Genomic DNA, 20,758 nt, shown 5'->3' with positions numbered 1-20,758 from the left:
CCAGTCGACGTCGACGGGCCGCGGGCCGGAGACGTAGCGGGGAGAGTGAAATGGCCGTCCACGGTCCCGCGATGACAGATGTCGCTCGTCTGGCCGGTGTCTCCCATCAGACGGTGTCGCGGGTGCTCAACGGGCACCCCAACGTTCGTGAGCAGACCCGGCTTCGGGTGCGGGCGGCGATCGCCGAACTCGGCTATCGCCCCAACGGCGCCGCTCGTGCCCTGGTGACCGGCCGATCCCAGGTCATCGGGGTGGTCGCACAGAACACGACGCTCTACGGTCCGGCCTCGATGTTGGCCGCGTTGGAGCAGACCGCCGCCGAAGAGGGTTTCGCGGTGAGTGTCGGCAGCGTGCGAAACCTGGACCACCGCTCCATCTCGGCCGCCGTCGAACGACACCTGTCGCACCGGGTCGCCGGCATCGTGGTCATCGCGCCGGTGGAGTCGGCGGGTGAGGCGTTGGAACACCTGCCGCAGGATGTCCCGCTGGTCACGGTCGACGGCGACCCGAGCCGGCCGGTCCCGTTGGTGACGGTCGACCAGGTGGCGGGCGCCCGGGCGGCGACCCAGCATCTGCTCGACGCGGGGCACCGCACCGTCTGGCACGTCTCCGGGCCGTTCGACTGGTTCGACAGTGTCGGCCGGATCGACGGTTGGCGGGAGGCGCTGCTGGCGGCCGGGGTGGACCCGCCGCCGCTGATGCCGGGGGACTGGTCCGCCGCATCGGGTTACCGGTGCGGGCAGATGCTGGCGAGGATGCCGGAGGTCACGGCGGTCTTCACCTCGAACGACCATCTCGCGCTGGGCGTGCTGCGGGCGTTGCACGAGTTCGGCAGACGGGTACCGCACGACATCAGCGTGGTCGGCTTCGACGACGTGCCGGAGGCGGCGTACTTCATTCCGCCGTTGACCACTGTCCGCCCCGACTTCGACGCGGTGGCGCGGGCGAGCCTGCAGATGCTGCTGGCCCAGATCGAGACGGGCACCGGCGGGGCAATGCGGCAGACCATCGCCCCGGCCCTGGTCGCCCGCGAGAGCGTCGCCCCACCGCGGAGTTGACGTCGGTCCCAGCCGAAGGCTGTTGGGCGGAGTGACCGGCGTTCGCGCACCTCGCCGTGCTGCTGGCTCGTCACCGTCGGTAAGACGCCGCTCAATCGGGAGCTGATTTTTTTCATCGACCGAGGGCAATGCAACTACCGACGAAGTATTGAACCTCGTGAAATGTGGCCGTAACATGATGGACGTCTCTGTTAACGCTAACAAGATTTGGCGTCCAGCTATCGCCCCACCAGTCAGATCGTAGTCACGGGCGGGCGCCACCGACAAGGAGGCTCGATGAACCGCATCACCCGAGGTCGACGCTGGGGGAGCGTACTGGCGGCCGGAGTGCTTGTCGCCGGTGCTCTGGTCGGCCTCCGCGCCCCGGCGGCGCAGGCACTGGACAACGGGGTGGCGCGTACTCCCCCCATGGGCTGGAATTCGTGGAACTCGTTCGGCTGCAACATCAACGAGGCGCTGATCCGGCAGACGGCGGACGCGATCGTCAGCAGCGGCATGCGGGACCTGGGCTACAACTACGTCGTGGTCGACGACTGCTGGTTCAACCCCAACCGGGACAGCTCCGGCAACATCCAGGGCGACCCCACCCGGTTCCCCAGCGGGATGAAGGCGCTCGGCGACTACCTGCACGCCCGGGACCTGAAGTTCGGCATCTACCAGGTGCCCGTCGACAAGACCTGCGCCCAGTACTTCGGCGCCTACCCCGGAGCAACCGGCAGCCGGGGCCACGAGGTGCAGGACGCACGCCAGTTCGCCGCCTGGGGCGTCGACTTCCTCAAGTACGACTGGTGCTCGCCGGAGGGCAGCATCAACGACCAGGTGGCGACCTTCGCCAAGATGCGTGACGCGCTGGCCGCCACCGGCCGACCGATCGTCTACAGCATCAACTCGAACAGCATCCACGCCAAGACCGGCCCGCAGCGCAACTGGGGCGACGTGGCCAACATGTGGCGCACCACCGAGGACATCACCAACGCCTGGGACACCGGCCAGACCAACGGCTACCCGATGGGCATCCAGAACATCATCAACGTGACCGTTCCGTTGGCGTCCTACGCGAGGCCGGGCGGGTTCAACGACCCGGACATGATGGAGGTCGGTCGCGGCGGCATGAACGACACGGAGATGCGCAGCCACTTCGCCATGTGGGCGATCATGGCGTCTCCGCTGATCGCCGGCAACGACGTCCGGAACATGAACTCCGCGACGCAGACCATCCTCAAGAACGCCAACCTGATCGCGATCAACCAGGACTCGCTCGGGTTGCAGGGGACGCAGGTGTCGTTCGACGGCACCCGCCGGGTGCTGGCCAAGCGGCTCGCCAACGGTGACGTCGCCGTCGCCCTGTTCAACCAGGGTGGCTCGACGACGACGATCTCGACCACGGCCGCCGCCGTCGGCAAGTCCGGGAGCTCGTTCACGCTGGTTGAGGCGTGGTCCGGTGCCACCACCTCCAGCAGCGGCACCATCAGCGCCAGCGTTCCGGCGCACGGCACGGTGGTCTACCGGGTCAGCGGTGGGGGGACGACTCCTCCGACGACCACGCCGCCGACCACCCCGCCGCCGGGCACGTCGAGCGCGCTCGCCAGCGCCGCCTCCGGCCGCTGCCTGGACGTTCCGAACAGCAACACCACCAACGGCACCCAGCCGGTGATCTGGGACTGCAACGGTGCCGCCAACCAGCGCTGGACCGTCAACGGTCAGACCCTCCAGGCGCTCGGCAAGTGCCTGGACGCGCCCACGAACGCCGCGGCCGGTTCCAAGGTGCAGATCTGGGACTGCAACGGTGGGGCCAACCAGCGGTGGACCATCAACGCCAACGGCACGATCAGCGGCGCCCAGTCCGGGCTCTGCCTCGACGTCAACGGCAACGGCACGGCCAACGGCACCACGGTGATCCTCTGGAACTGCACCGCGGCGGCCAACCAGCGGTGGACGCAGCGATAGCCGACCGGGCCCGTCGACCGACCAGGTCGCGGCAGCCCACCTGATCCGGTTCCACCCCCGGTGCCCGCGGACGACCCCCGTCGTCCGCGGGCACCGTCGCGTCCGCCGGCCGGCCGGGCCGGCGGTTCTGCCACGCCGCGGCCGTTCTGGCGCGGCGGTCGTGCGCGGCGGCGGTCCGGGCCGGGTGGTTCGGCGCGGTCGACGGTCCCGCCCGACGGCTGTTCGCTCCGGCGCCGGTCACCGCTGTGCTCCCAGGTCCGGGCACCTCCGAGCGCTGGTCCCGTCCGTGGAGACGCCTCCGTTACGAGACCGTGACACCGGTATTTCGGATCAAGTGTTGACGTGCCGGATGTGAGCGCTAACACTACCCCGAAAGGTGACAGTTTTGGCCCCGGCACTCGACGGGGGAGTCCAGAGAGGAGAAGCCCGTGGGCAGGAGATTCCTGGTTGCTCTCGGCGGCGCGATGCTGACGCTGAGTATGGCAGCGTGCAGTGGCGGGGGTGCCGGCAGCGGTGACGACAAGAGCAGCGCGAAGCCTGGCGACCTGACCATCGGTGTGTCGATGCCGACCCAGACCTCGGAGCGGTGGATCGCCGACGGCAACGCGGTGAAGTCCAAGCTTGAGGGCAAGGGCTACAAGGTCGACCTCCAGTACGCCGGCGACGACATCCCCACCCAGTCGCAGCAGGTCGACCAGATGATCACCCAGGGCGCTGACGTCCTGATCATCGCGGCGATCGACGGCACCGCGCTCAGCAGCCAGCTGCAGGCCGCCGCGTCCGCGAAGATCCCGGTCATCTCCTACGACCGGCTGATCCGCGGTAGCAAGGACGTCGACTTCTACGTCAGCTTCGACAACTACAAGGTCGGCGTCGCCCAGGGCACCGCGCTGCTCGTCGGGCTCGGCCTGCTGAACAAGGACGGCTCGAAGGGCACCGCCAAGGGGCCGCTGAACGTCGAGCTCTTCGCGGGCTCGCTGGACGACAACAACACGCAGTTCTTCTTCAGCGGCGCGATGGACACGCTCAAGCCGTTCGTCGACGACGGCACGCTCGTCGTCAAGTCCAAGCAGACCACCCCCGAGCAGGTCGCCACCCTGCGGTGGCAGCAGGAGACCGCGCAGAAGCGCATGGAGAACCTGCTGACCTCCAGCTACAACGACGGCTCGAAGGTCGACGGTGTGCTGTCGCCGTACGACGGCATCTCCCGGGGCATCATCACCGCCCTGCAGAACGCCGGCTACGGCACCGGCGCGAAGAAGCTCCCGGTGGTGACCGGCCAGGACGCCGAGATCGCCTCGATCAAGCTGATCAACGACGGCGTGCAGAGCTCCACGGTCTTCAAGGACACCCGTCTGCTGGCCGACCAGGCCGTGAACGCCGCCGAGGCGTTCCTGCAGAAGAAGGAGCCGGAGGCCAACGACACCAAGACGTACAACAACGGTGTCAAGGTCGTCCCGTCGTACCTGCTCCCGATCGTCACGGTCTACAAGGACGACATCAAGACCGCGCTGATCGACTCCGGCTACTGGACGGCGGAAGAGGTCGCCGCCGGTCAGGCCAAGAAGTAAGCCTATCGTCGGGCCCGGCGGTCGCCGCCGGGCCCGACGTCTGGGCGTACCGTGTCCAGACCTGACGGAGGACAGTGACCATGGACGACACCATCCTCGAGATGCGTCGCATCACCAAGACCTTCCCCGGCGTGACCGCGCTGGAGGACGTCACCCTCGCAGTGCGCCGTGGGGAGATCCACGCCATCTGCGGTGAGAACGGCGCCGGCAAGTCCACCCTGATGAAGGTGCTGTCCGGCGTCTACCCGTCCGGCTCGTACGACGGCGAGATCCTCTTCGACGGCAAGCCGATGCAGTTCCGTGGCATCCGCGACAGCGAGGCCAACGGCATCGTCATCATCCACCAGGAGCTCGCCCTGGTGCCGTACCTGTCGATCGCGGAGAACATCTTCCTCGGCAGCGAACGGCGCAACCGCCTCGGGCTCATCGACTGGAACCTGGCCAACGCCGACGCCGCCAAGTTGCTGGCGTCCGTCGGGCTGCACGAGAACCCGGTCACCCCGGTCATCCAGCTCGGCGTCGGCAAGCAGCAGTTGGTGGAGATCGCCAAGGCGCTGTCGAAGAAGGTGCGTCTGCTCATCCTGGACGAGCCGACGGCCGCGCTCAACGACATCGACTCGGCTCACCTGCTCGACCTGCTGCGGGCGCTCCGCGACCAGGGCATCACCTGCATCATGATCTCGCACAAGCTCAACGAGATCACCGCCATCGCCGACTCGACCACCGTCATCCGGGACGGGCGCGCGGTGGAGACCCTCGACATGCGCTCCGACGAGGTGACCCAGCAGCGGATCATCCGGGGCATGGTCGGGCGCGACCTGGACAGCTTCTACCCCGACCGCGAGTCGTCCCCCGGCGAGGAGGTCCTCCGGATCGAGGACTGGACCGTGCGGCACCCGGTGCAGGACCGGATGGTCGTCGAGGACGTCGCCCTGTCCGTCCGCGCCGGCGAGGTCGTCGGCATCGCGGGCCTGATGGGCGCGGGGCGCACCGAGCTGGCGATGAGCGTGTTCGGTAGGTCGTACGGGCGCGACATCCGGGGCCGACTCTTCGTGCGCGGTCGGGAGGTGCAGGCACGCACCGTCGCCGAGGCGATCGACAACGGCATCGCCTACGTCACCGAGGACCGCAAGCGGTACGGGCTCAACCTCATCGACGACGTCCGCCGCAACGTCTCCGCCGCCGCGTTGGACCGACTGTCCCGCCTGGGCTGGGTGAACGGCAACGAGGAGATCAAGGTTGCCGAGGACAGCCGGCGGGAGATGAACATCCGGACGACGAGCGTCATGGCGGTGGTCGGGAAGCTCTCCGGCGGCAACCAGCAGAAGGTCGTCCTGTCGAAGTGGCTGTTCACCGACCCGGATGTGCTGATCCTGGACGAACCCACCCGGGGGATCGACGTCGGCGCGAAGTACGAGATCTACACGATCATCAACCGGCTGGTGGCCGCGGGCAAGGCGGTGATCGTCATCTCCTCGGAACTGCCGGAGTTGCTCGGGATGTGCGACCGCATCTACACCCTCTCCGCCGGCCGGATCACCGGTGAGATGCCGGTGGCCGAGGCGACCCAGGAGAGCCTCATGGAGCTGATGACCAAGGACAAGGAGCTCGTGGCGTGACCACCATCAAGACCCCTCCGACGGAGAGTCCGGCGACTCCGGACGGCACACCCGCCGCCGCACTGCACAGCGGGACGAACGACCTGCGGGCGCTGGTGTTGAACAACCTGCGGCAGAGCGGGATCTACGTCGCCCTGGTCGTCATCGTCGCGTTCTTCGCGATCCTGACCGACGGGGTGCTGCTGAGCCCCGGCAACATCACCAACATCGTCCTGCAGTACTCGTACATCCTGGTCCTCGCGATCGGGATGGTCATCCTGATCATCGGCGGGCACATCGACCTGTCGGTCGGATCGGTCGTCGCGCTGACCGGAGCGGTCTCCGCCGTACTGGTGATCCAGCAGGGCTATCCGTGGTGGGTAGGTGTCGTGGCGGCGATCGCCGTCGGCGTCGCGGTTGGCGCGTGGCATGGCTTCTGGGTGGCGTACGCCGGCATTCCGGCCTTCATCGTGACCCTGGCCGGGATGCTGCTGTTCCGGGGTCTCACCCTCCGGGTGCTCGACAACATCTCGCTGTCGCCGTTCCCGGCCGAATACCAGAAGGTCGCGGCGGGCTTCCTGAACGGTCTGCTCGGCGGGCAGGGCTTCGACGCCTTCACGCTGCTGATCGGCGCGGTCGCCGTGGCCGGGTACGCGGTGAGTGGTTTCCGCACCCGCGTGGCGCGCATCCGCTACCAGCAGCCCGTCGAGTCGTTCCCCTTGTTCGTCGCCCGGGTCGTGCTGGTCGGCGCGGTCATCATGTACTTCGCCTGGCAGTTGGCGCACGCCCGCGGCCTGCCGATCGTGCTGATCATCCTGGCGGTGCTCGTCCTGGTCTACGGCCTGCTCACCCGGCGCACCGTCTTCGGTCGCCAGGTCTACGCGATCGGCGGCAACCTGTCGGCGGCGGCGCTGTCCGGGGTGAAGGTCCGTACCGTCAACTTCTGGATGTTCGTCAACATGGGCTTCCTGGCGGCGGTGGCCGGCGTCATCTACTCGTCGCGGTCGAACGGCGCTCAGCCCGCCGCCGGCAACATGTTCGAGCTGGACGCGATCGCCGCGGCCTTCATCGGCGGTGCGGCGGTCACGGGCGGGGTGGGCACCGTGGTGGGCGCGATGGTCGGCGGTCTGATCATGGCGGTGATGAGCAACGGCATGCAGCTGATGGGCATCGACCAGTCGACCCAGTCGGTGGTGAAGGGCCTCGTCCTGCTCGTCGCGGTCGCCTTCGACGTCTACAACAAGCGCCGGGCCGGCACGGCCCGCTGACGCCGGAACCGAACGTGGCCCCTGACTGCTCTGCGGTCAGGGGCCACGGTCGTACCGACCAACTCCGCGATCTTGCACTTTGTGTCGGCGATCTGCGGCTTATGCAGCAGAAAGTCGGGACAGGAAGTGCAAGATCGGCGGAGTCACGCGGTCAGTGGCAGTTGGCGGTGCCGCTGTCGGTGTAGGTCTGGCCGGCCACCGGTACGAACTGCCAGTCGTAGCTGTTGGAGTGCAGGGTGAACTTCAGGACTCCCCAGGCCGAGCTGTTGCGTGCCTCGCTGTTGGGCTGGATGGTGCCGAAGCCGTAGTGGCTCGCACCGCCCATGCCGGCGACGAAGCTGCGCATGCCCCGGCTGGTGTCGGCGCCGCCGGACGGGTTCATCGGCGCGAAGCGCTCGTACACGTGGTTGTGTCCCCACACCACGACGTCGGCGTTGTAGTCGTAGAGCGCCTGGTACAGCGGACGCGTGGACGTCGACGGCGCGTGGTTGGAGCTGGACGTGAACAGCGGGTGGTGCCAGTACGCGATCGTGCACGGCTTGCTGCTGGCGGCCAGGTCGGCCCGCAGCCACTGCTCCTGGGTCGAGCCGGCGGACATGCTGATGTTCGAGTTCAACGACACGACGTGCCAGTTGCCGAGGTCGAACGAGTAGTAGCCGCGCCCGCTCGGGCCGGCCGACGTACCGAAGTAGTTGTAGTAGCCGGTCGCGCCCGACGTGTTGTAGTCGTGGTTGCCCGGGGACGGGCGGGTGCGGGACTTGTGCCGACCCCAGGTGGGCTCGTAGTAGCTGCTGAACTGCGACGCGGTGCCGCTGTCGTAGACGTTGTCGCCGGTGGTGAAGACCGTGCCCGGGATGTTGTCGAGCAGCGTGGCGGTGGCGCTGTCGCCGGAGCCGGAGTCGGCGATGTCGCCGGCACCGACGAACACCGGATCCCCGGACGGCGGTGTGGTGGTGCCGGTCGCGACCACCAACTGCGGGGCGTCCGCGCCGCTCTCGCGCGTGTCGTAGTAGGCGCCGTCGCCGCTGGCGGAGGTCGCACCGAAGCTGTACGTCCCGATGCCGGTGACGGCGGCCGTGACGTCGACCTCGTACCAGGTGTTGCCGCTGACCGCGCCGATGGTGCCGAGCGTGGCCCCGTCGATCGTCGGCTGGTTGTTCCAGGTGGTGCCGGTCTCCGACCACGTCGTGTTGGACATCCGGCGGAACGTGCCGCCGGCATCGCTGCCGCTGTTGCCGCTGATGGTGCGCAGTCGTAGCTTGGCGCTGGTCACCGTGCCGCTGACCCCGCTCACCGTGAAGCGCAGGAACGAGCGCCGCACCGGCGAGTTGTCGACCACGACCTGCGTGGACGTGCCGTAGTTGGTGGCGGCCGTGTCGCTCTGAACGTAGGTGTCGGCGACCGGCGTGAACGTCACGCTCGCCGCCGACGCCGCGACCGAGCCGGTGAGGACGACGGCGGCGCTGGCGACGACGAGCACCGCGACCGTTCCCAGCGTCAGCGGTGGGCGGGTGATTCGAATGTCCATCCAGGATCCCTTCTCTGCGGGTGGAGAGCGCAAGGAATGTAGGAAGGCCGATGAACCGGCGCGCTGCCGCCAGATGAACAGTACGCTCGAACAACGAAACTCCTCGATGTTTGTCGCTTGTTCACCCGTCGCATGTCTGCTTGACGCCCACGGTCCCTTGCGACCCTTCGGACCCGGTCGCCACGATGGCTGACCGTCAGTCGTCGACCCGAGGAGATGCTCGTGTACCTGTCGACCGTTTCCCGGCCGGTCGCCGACCCGCCCGGATCCGGGCCACGGCGTCGACGACTCGCCCTGGTCAGCGGCAACGTGGTCGCACTCGGCACGGTCAGCCTGATCACCGACATCTCCGCCGAGATGGTGGCCGCCGTCCTGCCGCTCTATCTGGTGCTGGGCCTCCAGCTCAGCCCGGTGGCCTTCGGCGTGCTCGACGGCGTCCACACCGGCGCCACCGCGCTCCTGCGGGTCGTCGGTGGGTTCGCCGCCGACCGGTTCCGGCGGCGCAAGCTGATCGCCGGCATCGGCTACACCCTCTCGGCGGTCGCGAAGCTCGGCCTGCTGCTCGCCGGCCGGTCGATACCCGCGATCGGCGCGGTCATCGCCGTCGACCGGCTCGGCAAGGGCGTGCGCAACGCCCCGCGCGACGCGCTCATCACGCTGTCCACGCCGCCCGAGGCGCTGGGCCGGGCGTTCGGGGTGCACCGGGCGATGGACAGCGTGGGGGCGTTCCTCGGGCCGCTCGCCGCGTTCGCGGTGCTGCTGGTCGTCGGGCAGTCGTACGACGCGGTCTTCGTCACCAGCTTCTGCGTCGCCGCGCTGGCCGTCGTCGTGCTCGTGCTCTTCGTCCGGGAACGCCCCGCCGAGCAGGCGACGGCCGGCCCGGACGAGCCGGCGGTCTCCGTGCGGGAGGCGTTCGGCCTGCTGGGCGGGGGACCGGCTCGCCGGCTCGTGCTGGCCGCGGCGATGCTCGGGCTGGCCACCATCGGCGACGGTTTCGTCTACCTGCTGCTGCAACGCCGCGAGGACCTCGGTCTGCGCTGGTTCCCGCTGCTCGCGGTGGGAACCAGCCTGGCCTACCTGCTGCTCGCCGCCCCGCTGGGCGTACTCGCCGATCGGATCGGCCGGCTCCCGGTGGTGCTCGGCGGCTACACCGCCCTCGGTGCCACGTACCTGCTGCTGGCCGGTCCGGTCGACGGATGGCCGCTGATCGTGCTGACCCTGGGGCTGTACGGCGCGTTCTACGCCGCGACCGACGGGGTGCTCATCGCGCTCGCCGGACCGGTGCTGCCGGCACGGCTGCGCACCACCGGCATCGCGCTGGTGCAGACCGGGCAGGCCCTCGCGTACCTCGTCTCCTCCGTCCTGTTCGGTCTCGCCTGGCAGGCGTGGGGGCCGGAGGCGGCGATCCGCGCGGCGGCCGTGGCCGTCGCCTGCGTGCTGGTCGGCACGCTGCTCCTGCTGACCGACCCATCCCGACTGACCACCCGGAAGGTGCCCCAATGACCGCGATGTCGACCCGAGCGAAGATCGGCGTGGTGGTCGCCTCGGCCGTGCTGCTGGGCAGCGTGGCGGCCGGTTACGTGGCCATGGCCGCGGAACCCGCCCCGACACCGCCCCCTGCCTCCGGCGACCAGGCGGTCACCCTGACGCCCGGCCCGCGCCTGCTGGCCATCACCGACCGGCACCTGTCCACCGTCGCCACGGCCGACCCCACCGGGCCGCGCACGGTCTCCGGCCTGGAATGCCTGCGGGTGTACGCCGCGGCCGGCACCGGTGTCTGCCTGAAACCGGAGACCGCCTGGTCGTACCAGGTCGTCGTGCTCGACGCGGCGCTGCGGCAGACGCGGACGGTCGGCGTGCCGGGCCTGCCGAACCGGGCCCGGGTCTCGGCCTCCGGCCGGATGGTCTCCTGGACGACGTTCGTCGGCGGGGACTCCTACACCGCCAGCGGCTTCTCCACCCGTACCGGGATCCTCGACACCACCACCGGCGCCACGGTGACCTCGCTCGAAGAGTTCGCCGTCACGCGGGACGGCCGGAGCTACCGCAGCCCGGACGTCAACTACTGGGGCGTCACCTTCACCGCCGACGACAACCGCTTCTACGCGACCATGTCCACGGCAGGCAAGCGCTACCTCGTCCGCGGTGACGTCGCGGCCCGGACGGTCGAGACGGTGAAGGAGAACGTCGAGTGCCCGTCGCTGTCCCCCGACGGCACCCGGATCGCCTTCAAGGAGGCCGTCGACGCCGACCCGGCGAAGGGCTGGCGGCTGTCGGTCCTCGACCTGGCGAGCATGCGGGTCACCGCGACTGCCGAGACCAGCAGCGTCGACGACCAGGCCGCCTGGCTGGACGGCCGGACACTCGCCTACACGAGACGCCAGAGCGACGGCCAGCCCGACGTCTGGAGTGTCCCGGCCGACGGGTCCGGTACGCCGAAGCTGACCATCCCGGGCGCGGAGTCCCCGGCACCGCTGAGCTGACGGTCCGGCTGCCGGGCGGCCCGGACACCTGACCGCCTTGGTGCGGACAGCCTCCCGTCATGCGGGATTCCGCGCCGCACCCATCGCCGTTCATCGACGTTCTCAAGGCTGTTGACCATGACAAGGTTGAGCCGTCGCATCTTCGTCCTCGGTGGACTGGTGACCGCCGGAGTCGCGGTGACCCCCCGCCAGGGCGCCCGCGCCGCGGTGCCGTACCCCTTCAAACTCGGCGTGGCGTCCGGTGACCCGGCGCCCGACAGCGTGGTCCTCTGGACCCGGCTGGCACCGTCCCCACTCAACGCCGACGGGCAGGGCGGCATGGCCAACGCCGACGTGCCAGTCGAGTGGCAGGTGTCCACCACCGACCGGTTCACCTCGCTCGTCGCCTCCGGGTCGGTGGTCGCCCGCTACGCCGACGCGCACTCCGTGCACGCCATCGCGGGCGGGCTCGCCGCCGACTCGGACTACTACTACCGGTTCCGGGCACAGGGCCAGATCTCGCCGGTCGGACGGACGCGGACCGCCCCGGCGCCCAGCGCCTTCGGCCGCGACCTGGTGATGGCCTTCGCCTCCTGCGCCCACTACGAGGCCGGCTACTACACCGCGTACCGGCGGATGGCCGAGGACAACCCGGGGCTGATCCTGCACCTCGGCGACTACATCTACGAGGGCGGCGTCGGCAGCTCCACGGTCCGGCAGCACGTCGGCGCCGAGATCGTGTCACTTGCCGACTACCGCCGCCGGTACGCGCTCTACAAGTCCGACCCGGACCTGCAGGCGGCACACGCGGCGGCACCCTGGCTGGTGGTGCCGGACGACCACGAGGTGGAGAACAACTACGCCAACATGGTGCGCAACGACAGCAGCCCGACGCTGACCGCCGCCCAGTGGACCGCCCGGCGGACCGCCGCGTACCGGGCCTACTACGAGAACATGCCGCTGCGGCCGGCGTCCGCCGCCAGCGGCAACAGCATCCCGCTGTACCGGCGCATCCGGTGGGGTCAGCTCGCCACCTTCCACATGCTCGACACCCGGCAGTTCCGCGACGACCAGGCGTGCGGGGACGGTTGGAAGGTCTGCGCGGACGCGGACCTGGCCTCCCGGTCCCTGACCGGCGCGACCCAGGAGGCGTGGCTGCTCGACGGACTTGCCCAGCGCTACGGCACCTGGGACATCCTCGGCCAACAGGTCTTCTTCGCCCAACAGCTCGACGCGAGCGGGGCGGCGAGCATGGACGCCTGGGATGGCTACCGGGCCTCCCGCAGCCGGATCCAGAACGGCTGGCAGCAGCGCGGGGTACGCAACCCGCTGGTGCTCACCGGGGACGTGCACCGGTCGTGGGCCAACGACCTCAAGGCCGACTACGCCAACCCCGCCTCGGCCACCATCGGCACCGAACTGGTCTGCACCTCGATCACCTCGACCGGCAACGGCAGTGGCAGCACCACGGTCCCGAACGCGGCGGCCAACCCGCACCTGAAGTTCTACTCGGACCGGCGCGGCTACGTGCGGACCACGATCGGTCGCAGCCAGGTGCGCGCGGACTTCCGCACGGTGAACACGGTGACCGAGCACGGCGCCGCGGCGGCCACCGCCCGCTCGTTCGTCATCCTCGACGGCCAGCCCGGCCTGCAGGCCGGGTAGAAGGAGACCCACCATGACCGCACTCACGACACTGCTCGCCGCCTCCCTGCTGGTCGGAAACCTGGCACCGGCCCCGATCGCGGTCACCGCCGAGGCGATCACCTGGACCCCCGCGAACAGCGTGGCCACCGGTGACCAGGACCTGCCCGGCATCGCCACGAACCGCAACGGCCACGTCGCCGTGGTGTGGGAGGACGACCGGGACAGCACCGCGCCCGAGGACGACACCCACAGCGAGATCTACCTGCGACTGTTTCGCGACGGCACACCCGCGTACGAGCTCAAGCTCTCCGGCGGGGGCACCAGCGGGGCCGCCTGGCGGCACATCAGCCCCGACGTGGGGCTCGACGACCGGGGCAACGCCGTGGTGGTCTGGGCCACCGACGGCGACGGCAACGGCGTCTACAACATCCAGTACCGGGTGGTGTCGCCCACCGGCACCGTGCTCGGCTCGGGGCAGGCCAACGCCAGCGACGCCGGGCAGCAGATCTGGCCGAAGGTGGCCGTCGACCCGGACGGCGCGCCGACCACCGGCGCGGTCGGGTTCACCGTCGTCTGGGAGGACATCCAGGGGACCGCTCCGGCCACCGTCAAGGCCGCCGGCTACACCGCGGCCACCACCAAGGGGTACGAGGTGACCGCCTCGCAGACCACGGGCACGCACCACCGCCCCGACGTGGCGGTGTCCGCCACCGGTGAGGCGCTGGTGGTCTGGGACGAGGACGCCGACGCGAACGGGTCGTACAACATCGGGTTGACCCGCCTGGCCCGGTCCAACGGCGCGGTGGTGCTGTCGCGGCGGACCGCCAACACGCAGAGCGGCGGGCAGCAGCAGCGCCCCTCGGTCGCGGCGAACGTCGTCGGAGACTTCACCGTCGGGTGGGAATCCGACCACAGCGGTACCCGAGGCGTCTGGGCGCGCTCGTTCACCGCCGCCGGCACCGCCCGGCACGACGAGGTCCAGGTCTCCACCGGGGCCGGGGCCGTCGCACCCGGGGTCGGCATCGACGACCAGGACAACGTGGTGGTGGGCTGGACGGTGTCGGGCGCCAATCCGGACGTCTGGGCGCGTGGTCTCAACCCGGACGGCACCTCCACCGGCCGGCTGGCGGCCCAGGCGCTGAGCCAGACCACGACGGGTCGGCAGGAGCACCTGGCCATCGCCTCGTCGCCCTGGGGCGAGGTGAGCCTGTGCTACACCGACGACAACGACGGAAACGCCTTCGACCAGGTGCTCCTCGGGTTGGGCGCGACGAACTCGACCTGGCTGCTGTCCGCCGACGAGCTGCGCCGCCTGAAGGCGCGGGGCACCAGGGCGAGCTGACCCCGTCGACCCGGGTCGTCTGACACCTCCCGGTCGGGGAGGGGTCAGCCGGCCCGGGGTGGCCGCTCGTACCGGACCAGGGCGGTGAGGAGGGCCGCCAGCAGGCCGAGGGCGGCCAGCGCGGGCAGGATCCGTGCCGCCGGCAGCAACAGGAGGACGACGCCGATCGCGGCGAGCTGGCCCAGCGAGCCGCCGACGGTCAGCCGGAGGAACAGCAGACGACCGACGAGGTAGAGCGCGGCACCGCCGTAGAGCACCGTCGTCGCCGGCCATCCCATCGGCTCACCGGCGGGGTGTCGGGGCTGATCCGTCAGGTTCGCGAGGATCAGGTGGATGCCCAGGGCGAAGTAGACGACCCCGGCGACCAGCGGCAGGTGCGCCAGCGTGTACGCGTCCGACGCCAGTTGCTGACGGCGGCGGGTACGCGGCGAGGCCGAGGTCAGCACCTTCGCGGCCGCCGGGGCGACGCCCACGAAGTAGAGCCACCACAGGCACACGGTCGCGGCGAAGCCGAACACCGCGGCCACCAGCACCGGCCAGGCGATCGTGGCCCGGCCCACACCGGCCCCGGCCGACAGCAGGGACTCACCGAGCACGATGATCAGCACCAGACCGTGGCGTTCGGCGAAGTGCGCCCCGCTGCGGACCTCCCCGAAGCTGGCGGCGGTGGCGATCCGGCCACCGCCGTAGTCGACGAGGAACGCCACGGTCCACAGCACGGTCTGCGCGGTCCCGCCGAGGACGGCGCCCACCAGGAGCGGGACCCAGGCGAGTGTGGTGGACACGGCGAAGCGCAGGGTCTGCCGGCGGTACTGCGGGTTGCCGGACGAGGCGTAGGTCATCAGGGTGAGGTGCACCCCGCGGACCGCGATGTAGGCGATGGCCAGGGTGAGCGGCGGGCTCAACGCGCCGTCGTGGCGCTGCCAGGCTCCCGGGATCACCAGGGCGGCCACGAAGATGGCGGCCATCGCCGCGAGCATTCCGGCCAGCACGGGGCCGTTGTCCGCGCGGACCTGATTGCCCAGCCAGGCGTAGCAGCTCCACGCGTACCAGAACCAGAGCAGGAGCAGCATCCCCTGGTAGAGGGTGAGCGGTCCCAGCGACTCCGCCATGAAACCGATGAGCCGCGTCAGCGCGAAGACCAGGACCAGGTCGAAGAAGATCTCGAAGGTGGTGGCCCGGTGTGCCTCCTCGACCAGCACCGGCCGGGACCGGCGGATGCGGCTCATCCGCTCATCCTGGCCGGTGTCACCCCTCGTCCGGGGGCCAACGGTCAGCTCCGCCGGATCAGGCGAAGAGCAGGTCGAGGTGGGCGTCCAGCGCGTCCAGTGCCTGCTCGGCGGTGTACTGCCCGCCCAGCAGGTAGACGCCGAGCCCTTCCATGAGCGCCAGCAGTCCGGCCGCGGCCGCGGCGGCGTCGCCGTGCCGGTCGGGCAGAACGCCGGCGATGAATCCGGTGAGCTGCCGGGTGCCCTCCCGGAGGCTGGGCGCGGCGGCCGGACGTACCGCCGTGTAGGCGAGGAACGCGAGCGCCACCCGCCCGTCGTCGCGGGTCCCCTCGTCCAGGGGCAACAGGGCGGCGATCATCGTGCGCAGCAGCAGCCGGGGCGGCGGGTCCACACCCAGTCGCGCCAGCGCCTCGGTGACCCTGATCTGGTTGCGTTCCCGCACCACGCTCAACGCGAACGCCATCATCTCGTCCTTGGTCCGGAAGTAGTGCTGGACCATCCCGGCGGACACCCCCGCCTCGGCGGCCACGTGGCGGAGGCTGACGGCCTCCAGGCCCTGATCGGCGGCGACCCGCATCAGCGCGTCCGCGATGAGGGTGCGTCGCTCCTGGTGATCGACCTTCTTGGGCATGGCCTCGATCGTTTCACAGTGGGTGGCCCGGACAGCCCGCCAGCGGCGCGGTCACCGGCTGGCGGGGGCGCTCGCGGGGGCGCCCCGCGCGCTGCGCAGGAGGCCGTCCGGGTCGTCGGCGTACAGGCGCAGCTCGTTCATCGGCAGGGTCCCGGTCTGCGCCAGGTCGAAGGTCAGCGGTCGGCGCAGCAGGACGTCGACACTGGTCTGGCTGCCGACCGAGATGGACACCACCCGGCGGTCACCCTCCTGCTCGACCTGCACCGATCTGCTCGACGGCAGCGAGCGGTAACGCTTGCGCAGGGCCTCGACGTCGGTCCACGGGATCCAGATGTCGATGCCCGAGCTGAGGCGTACGCGCAGGCCCCGGTCGCCCACCACGTGCGGGTGGATCGTCATGCTGGCGAGGAGGCCGATCATCCAGAGCAGGCCCCAGATGCCGAGGCCGAGCACGATCCAGCGGGCCGGCCGCCACGGCACCACGTGGGTGACGACCACATCGAAGATGGGGATCTCCACGACCGACAGGCCGATGAAGATGCCCAGGATCGGCGTGACCACGCCCCGGTAGCCGAACGGTTCGTCGCCCGGTCCCAGCGGCAGGGGACGGCGGCGGGCCCAGACGTACAGGCTGCGCCACATCGCGGCCTCGGCCTCGGCGGCCCGGCGCAGCAGTGGACCCACCCGCGTCCTGGTCGGTGCCAACGTGTCGGTCATGGTCGTCCTTCTCGGTTGGGAGCCGGCGGTCTGTGGACGGTGACGGTTCCGGCGCCACCGTCCACGGTGACGAGTTGTCCGGTCGTGATCGTCCGGGTGGCGTCCGGAACGCAGATGACGGCGGGAATGCCGTACTCGCGGGCCACCGTCGGGCCGTGCGCCATGATCGCGCCGGTCTCGGTGACCAGCGCCGCCGCGGTGAGGAACAGCGGGGTCCAGCCCGGGTCCGTGGTCGCGGCCACCAGGACGTCGCCGGGTTCGACATGGGCGGTGGCCGGGTCGTGCACGACCCGGGCGGGGCCGGTCACCCGGCCCGCCGACGCGCCCACACCGATCAGCGTCCCGTCGACGGCGGGCACCGCCGGCAGGATGGTCTCGACGTCGGTGCCGTCGGACAGCAGCGCCACCGGCACGTTCCGGCGGCGCAGCTCCCGGCGGTGCGTGGCCCGTCGGGAGGTGACCGTCGCGCGCGGGTCGACACCCTGGTGTACGGCCGCGTGCGCCTCGTCGAGGGTCAGGAACATGATGTCGTCGGGTTGGTCCAGCAGCCCGGAGTCGTGCAGGTCGGCGCCGACGAGCAGCAGTTGGCGGCGCGTCTCGCGCAGCGGGTACAGCCCGGCGAACTTGCCGGCCTCGCGCAGGCCGGCGAGTGACCGCGCCCGGCGCAGCAGGAACCCGGCGATGCTGCCCCGCACCGGCCGCCGACGGCGGGCTCGCCCGACCAGCTCCCGCAGCGCCGCCTCCGCTGCCGCGCTGGCTCGCTGGAAGCGCTGGTCGGGACCCTGCCGGGGATCGGTGACCCGCAGGTAGTTGGCGAGCGCGGCGAAGACCGGGGTGGGATCCTCCGCCCAGCGCGGCACCCCGAGGTCGACCTCGGCGACGCCCCGGTGACCGTAGGCGTCCAGGAAGGCGGTCATGCCGATGTCGGGCAGCGTCCCGTGCCGGTGGCGTTCGGCCAACTCGGCCGGCGGGGTGTCGAGCAGGAGCTGACGGTGGTCACCCGCGCCCTGGGCGAGTCGCCAGAGGGCCAGGTCCATCTCGATGGTGATGTTGTGCGGCATCCCGCCCAGCACGGCGTGGATCTCGTCCGGGCCGGCGACACCCTTGAGCAGGGCGGTCGGCAACGCGGTGGCGAGCATTCCGGCGACGATCGGCCACATGATCGCGTCGGCGGTGTCGTCGGCGTCGGCCTCAGTGGCCTGGACGAAGCGCAGCCGGTCGGCGGCGGTACGCAGGTCGGCGGGGGCGGCCGAGCGAACTCTCAACTGCTCGATCGCCTCGAACATCCGGGTCCGCGCGGCCTCGGGACGGGCCAGCGCCCGCAGGATCCCCACCACCGCGCGGCCGGCCGTCCGCAGCGACGCGGCCCCCGGTGCCCGGCCGCGCGTGGCGCCGCCCTTGGTCGGGGCGAACCGGGGATCCGCGAGCACGTGCTGCATCACCGCCTGGGCGCGCGGCCCGAAGTCGACAGCCAGGAGCCGCACCAGTCGCTTACGGGACGATCGGTCCCGCGCGAGGTCGGTCAAATCGCCGTAGAGGCGGCCGCCGATGTCGACGATCTCGACCCGCACCCCGAGCGCGGCGAGCATCGCGGCGATCTGCGCCCGCAGGGTCGACATGCCCATCGGGGTGACCGGTTGCCGCATGCCCTGGACGTGCCCGAACTCCAGGTAGACGCGGGGGAGGGGCTTCCCGCTCGGCGGCGGGGCGGGGAACAGGCTGGTGATCGGCCGGGACTGGAGGAGCCACAGCACGTCGTCCGCGTCGATGGCCCACTCGACATCCTGCGGGCAGCCGAAGTGCGCCTGCAACCGTTCGCCGGTGGCGCGGAGGCGGGCCAGTTGGGCCGCCGTCAGGCAGCCGGCCTCGTCGCGCGTGACGTCGTCGAGGAGGTAGTGGTCGACGGCGGTGGCGCCGTCCACCACTGTCGTGCCGAGGCCGGCGGCGGCGTCGACGGCCATCTCGTCGCGGCGCCCGGTCAGCGGGTTCGCGGTGAACAGCACCCCCGCCACCGTGGGGGTGACCATGCGCTGCACGACGACGGCCATCAGCACCGTTCGATGATCGATGCCGTGGGCCTCGCGGTAGGCGGTCGCGCGGTCGCTGTGCAGCGAAGCCCAGCACCTCTCGATGGCGGCGATCAGCTCGGCGGTGCCGGTGACGTTGAGGACGGTGTCCTGCTGCCCGGCGAAGCTCGCGTCCGGCAGGTCCTCGGCGGTGGCGCTGGAGCGCACCGCCACCGGGCCGGCGCCGAGCCGCTGGTACGCGGCGACGACCTCGGCCGTCGGGACGACCCCGAGTCCGTGCGCCTCGGTGGTGACGCAGAAACCGTCGGGGACCTGCTCGCCGTGCCGGATCAGCTCGCCCAGCCCGGCTGCCTTGCCGCCGACCACTGCGGTCATGGCGGCGGTCACCTCGGACAACGCGATCACGTGCATGGCGACCCACCCTCGTTGCAATGCGACTGCATTGAAACGACCATACCTCTTTTGCGATGCGACTGCAATGCAACAGCGCTGGCCACCGCCGTACGCGAGACACCCGATCCGGAAACCGTGCGGCTGGGGCTCTACGAGCCTCACGCGATCGAGCTGCTGACCGCGCTGGCCAGCGGGCGCCTGGCGCTCAGCCACGAGACTCGCTCTGAGTAGCGCGTTCGCCCAGTTGCGAACAGTCCATTCGCGGCTCGGCGACGGCACGGTCTGGTTAGGATAAGACCCCCATTTTCTACCCCAATTCACCCTGAAAAGGTGTCGATTTTGCCTCACATTTCGGGTGCCGTGCTGCCGGTACTGCTGGCATTGACGCCGATCGTGCCGGCCAACACCGTTTCGCCGGACCAGTCGGACTTCTCGTTGACCGTCAGCCCCAGCCGGATGGTCGTACCAGCCCACGAGATCGGGCAGCCGCGACAGTTCACCGTGACCAACCGTGGTCAGTCGGCGATCGACGTCTCGATGCGAACGGCGAGCTTCGCGGTGGATCCTGCGGGGGTGTTGACGTTCCGCTCGGACGTGGCACACACGGCGATCGACTGGGTCACGGTGAACCCGAAGCGCCTTCGGCTCGCCCCCGGTGCGACCGAACCGGTGGACATCCGGATCGCGTTACCGGCGAACGCCGAACCCGGCGAGCACCAGGTAGCGGTGATCTTCTCGGCACCACCGCCGGCCAATGCAGCCGGGACGAGCATCCGCCGCAGTGTCGGCGCGCCGATCTATGTCACGGTGCCGGGCGACGCGATCGAGTCGGTGCAGGTAAGCGACGTCGATGCGCCCGGTTTCGCGCTGCGTGGTCCGCTGGCGCTCACCGCGACGGTACGCAACGTCGGCACCCTTCGCCGCAATTTCGTCGCGGCCGACCGGTTACGGGCCCGGGTGGCAGGGGAGGACGTGACGTTCCCCGACTTCACCCTGCTGCGCGACGGCAGCCGACAGGTCAGCGCCCGGTGGGACGATCCACCCTTCATCTGCGTCTGTCGGGTGACAGTCGCGGTGCCGAACCCGGACGGCCGGGCGGGGAGCGCGCAGGCGACGGTCGTCATCCTTCCGCTGCACCTCATCGGTCCGACGGTGGGGGGCCTCGTCATCCTGCTCCTGCTCGGCTGGATGCTCCGGCGTCGCCGGGGCGGTACCGCTGCGGCGACACCGGCGCCGTCCACGGTGGCGGGTGACGCAGCGCATCCGGCGCTGCCGGCGTCGGTTCTTGACGACCTGACCCGGTAGGCCACGTGCTATCCCTCGGTCCGTCCCGATTGGTC

The 20,758-nt window shown here is 70.4% G+C and carries 15 protein-coding genes; 10 read left to right on the top strand and 5 right to left on the bottom strand.

Going from position 1 to position 20,758, the window contains the following annotated elements; genetic code table 11:
- The first annotated feature begins 71 nt into the window (after positions 1-71).
- The 5 genes from AB0C01_RS02425 (at position 72) to mmsB (ending at position 7,442) form a co-directional block, all read left to right on the top strand.
- Positions 72-1,058 carry a LacI family DNA-binding transcriptional regulator gene (locus AB0C01_RS02425; protein WP_357246122.1) on the top strand — a complete coding sequence of 329 codons (987 nt, stop codon included), beginning with the start codon at positions 72-74 and terminating at the stop codon, positions 1,056-1,058.
- Positions 1,059-1,334: 276 nt separating this feature from the next.
- Positions 1,335-3,005, top strand: coding sequence for an alpha-galactosidase (locus tag AB0C01_RS02420; RefSeq protein ID WP_357570016.1), 1,671 nt, complete (start codon positions 1,335-1,337; stop codon positions 3,003-3,005).
- A gap of 428 nt (positions 3,006-3,433) precedes the next feature.
- Positions 3,434-4,576, top strand: coding sequence for a multiple monosaccharide ABC transporter substrate-binding protein (gene chvE / locus AB0C01_RS02415; protein ID WP_357246116.1), 1,143 nt, complete (start codon positions 3,434-3,436; stop codon positions 4,574-4,576).
- Positions 4,577-4,656: 80 nt separating this feature from the next.
- Entirely contained in the window at positions 4,657-6,195 is a 1,539-nt protein-coding gene (mmsA, locus tag AB0C01_RS02410; RefSeq protein WP_357246113.1) for a multiple monosaccharide ABC transporter ATP-binding protein, read from the top strand.
- Entirely contained in the window at positions 6,192-7,442 is a 1,251-nt protein-coding gene (mmsB, locus tag AB0C01_RS02405) for a multiple monosaccharide ABC transporter permease (protein ID WP_357246110.1), read from the top strand. The genes mmsA and mmsB overlap by 4 nt, the downstream gene beginning before the upstream one ends.
- Before the next feature lie 151 nt (positions 7,443-7,593).
- Here the strand turns inward: mmsB and AB0C01_RS02400 are convergent, their stop codons facing one another.
- Entirely contained in the window at positions 7,594-8,970 is a 1,377-nt protein-coding gene (locus tag AB0C01_RS02400; RefSeq protein WP_357570015.1) for a DNRLRE domain-containing protein, read from the bottom strand.
- 222 nt (positions 8,971-9,192) lie between these two features.
- On the opposite strand from AB0C01_RS02400, the gene AB0C01_RS02395 reads away from it, so the two are divergent.
- The 4 genes from AB0C01_RS02395 to AB0C01_RS02380 all read left to right on the top strand — a co-directional run bounded on the left by AB0C01_RS02395 (position 9,193) and on the right by AB0C01_RS02380 (position 14,421).
- Positions 9,193-10,473, top strand: a complete 1,281-nt coding sequence (locus tag AB0C01_RS02395) for an MFS transporter (protein WP_357570014.1) — start codon at positions 9,193-9,195, stop codon at positions 10,471-10,473.
- The gene (locus AB0C01_RS02390; RefSeq protein WP_357570013.1) at positions 10,470-11,453 is read left to right on the top strand and encodes a hypothetical protein; all 984 of its coding nucleotides are present in this window, start codon (positions 10,470-10,472) and stop codon (positions 11,451-11,453) included. Before AB0C01_RS02395 ends, AB0C01_RS02390 begins: the two co-directional genes overlap by 4 nt.
- Positions 11,454-11,570: 117 nt before the next feature.
- Positions 11,571-13,097, top strand: coding sequence for an alkaline phosphatase D family protein (locus AB0C01_RS02385; RefSeq protein WP_357570012.1), 1,527 nt, complete (start codon positions 11,571-11,573; stop codon positions 13,095-13,097).
- Between the two features lie 13 nt (positions 13,098-13,110).
- A complete protein-coding gene (locus AB0C01_RS02380) occupies positions 13,111-14,421 on the top strand; it encodes a hypothetical protein (protein ID WP_357570011.1) in 1,311 nt (436 codons plus the stop codon).
- A gap of 44 nt (positions 14,422-14,465) precedes the next feature.
- On the opposite strand, the gene AB0C01_RS02375 is transcribed toward AB0C01_RS02380, so the two are convergent.
- Genes AB0C01_RS02375 through AB0C01_RS02360 form a run of 4 tightly spaced genes read right to left on the bottom strand, consistent with a single transcriptional unit; the run spans position 14,466 to position 19,436 of the window.
- Positions 14,466-15,650 (bottom strand): low temperature requirement protein A, encoded by a 1,185-nt coding sequence (locus AB0C01_RS02375; protein ID WP_357246094.1) that lies wholly within the window; start codon positions 15,648-15,650, stop codon positions 14,466-14,468.
- A 58-nt stretch (positions 15,651-15,708) separates the two neighbouring features.
- On the bottom strand, positions 15,709-16,281 hold the full coding sequence (locus AB0C01_RS02370; RefSeq protein ID WP_357570010.1) for a TetR family transcriptional regulator C-terminal domain-containing protein: 573 nt from the start codon (positions 16,279-16,281) through the stop codon (positions 15,709-15,711).
- A 51-nt stretch (positions 16,282-16,332) separates the two neighbouring features.
- The gene (locus tag AB0C01_RS02365) at positions 16,333-16,998 is read right to left on the bottom strand and encodes a hypothetical protein (RefSeq protein ID WP_357246089.1); all 666 of its coding nucleotides are present in this window, start codon (positions 16,996-16,998) and stop codon (positions 16,333-16,335) included.
- Positions 16,995-19,436, bottom strand: a complete 2,442-nt coding sequence (locus AB0C01_RS02360) for a PEP/pyruvate-binding domain-containing protein (protein WP_357570009.1) — start codon at positions 19,434-19,436, stop codon at positions 16,995-16,997. Before AB0C01_RS02360 ends, AB0C01_RS02365 begins: the two co-directional genes overlap by 4 nt.
- A 312-nt stretch (positions 19,437-19,748) precedes the next feature.
- Here AB0C01_RS02360 and AB0C01_RS02355 point away from each other — a divergent pair, with 312 nt between their 5' ends.
- Positions 19,749-20,723 carry a hypothetical protein gene (locus tag AB0C01_RS02355; protein ID WP_357570008.1) on the top strand — a complete coding sequence of 325 codons (975 nt, stop codon included), beginning with the start codon at positions 19,749-19,751 and terminating at the stop codon, positions 20,721-20,723.
- The last annotated feature ends 35 nt before the right edge of the window (positions 20,724-20,758 follow it).

It is taken from the genome of Micromonospora sp. NPDC048905, from assembly GCF_040649655.1.
Lineage (GTDB): Bacteria > Actinomycetota > Actinomycetes > Mycobacteriales > Micromonosporaceae > Micromonospora.
The sequence above is the reverse complement of the archived record's forward strand: the minus strand, read 5'-3'. Positions and strand labels throughout refer to the sequence as shown.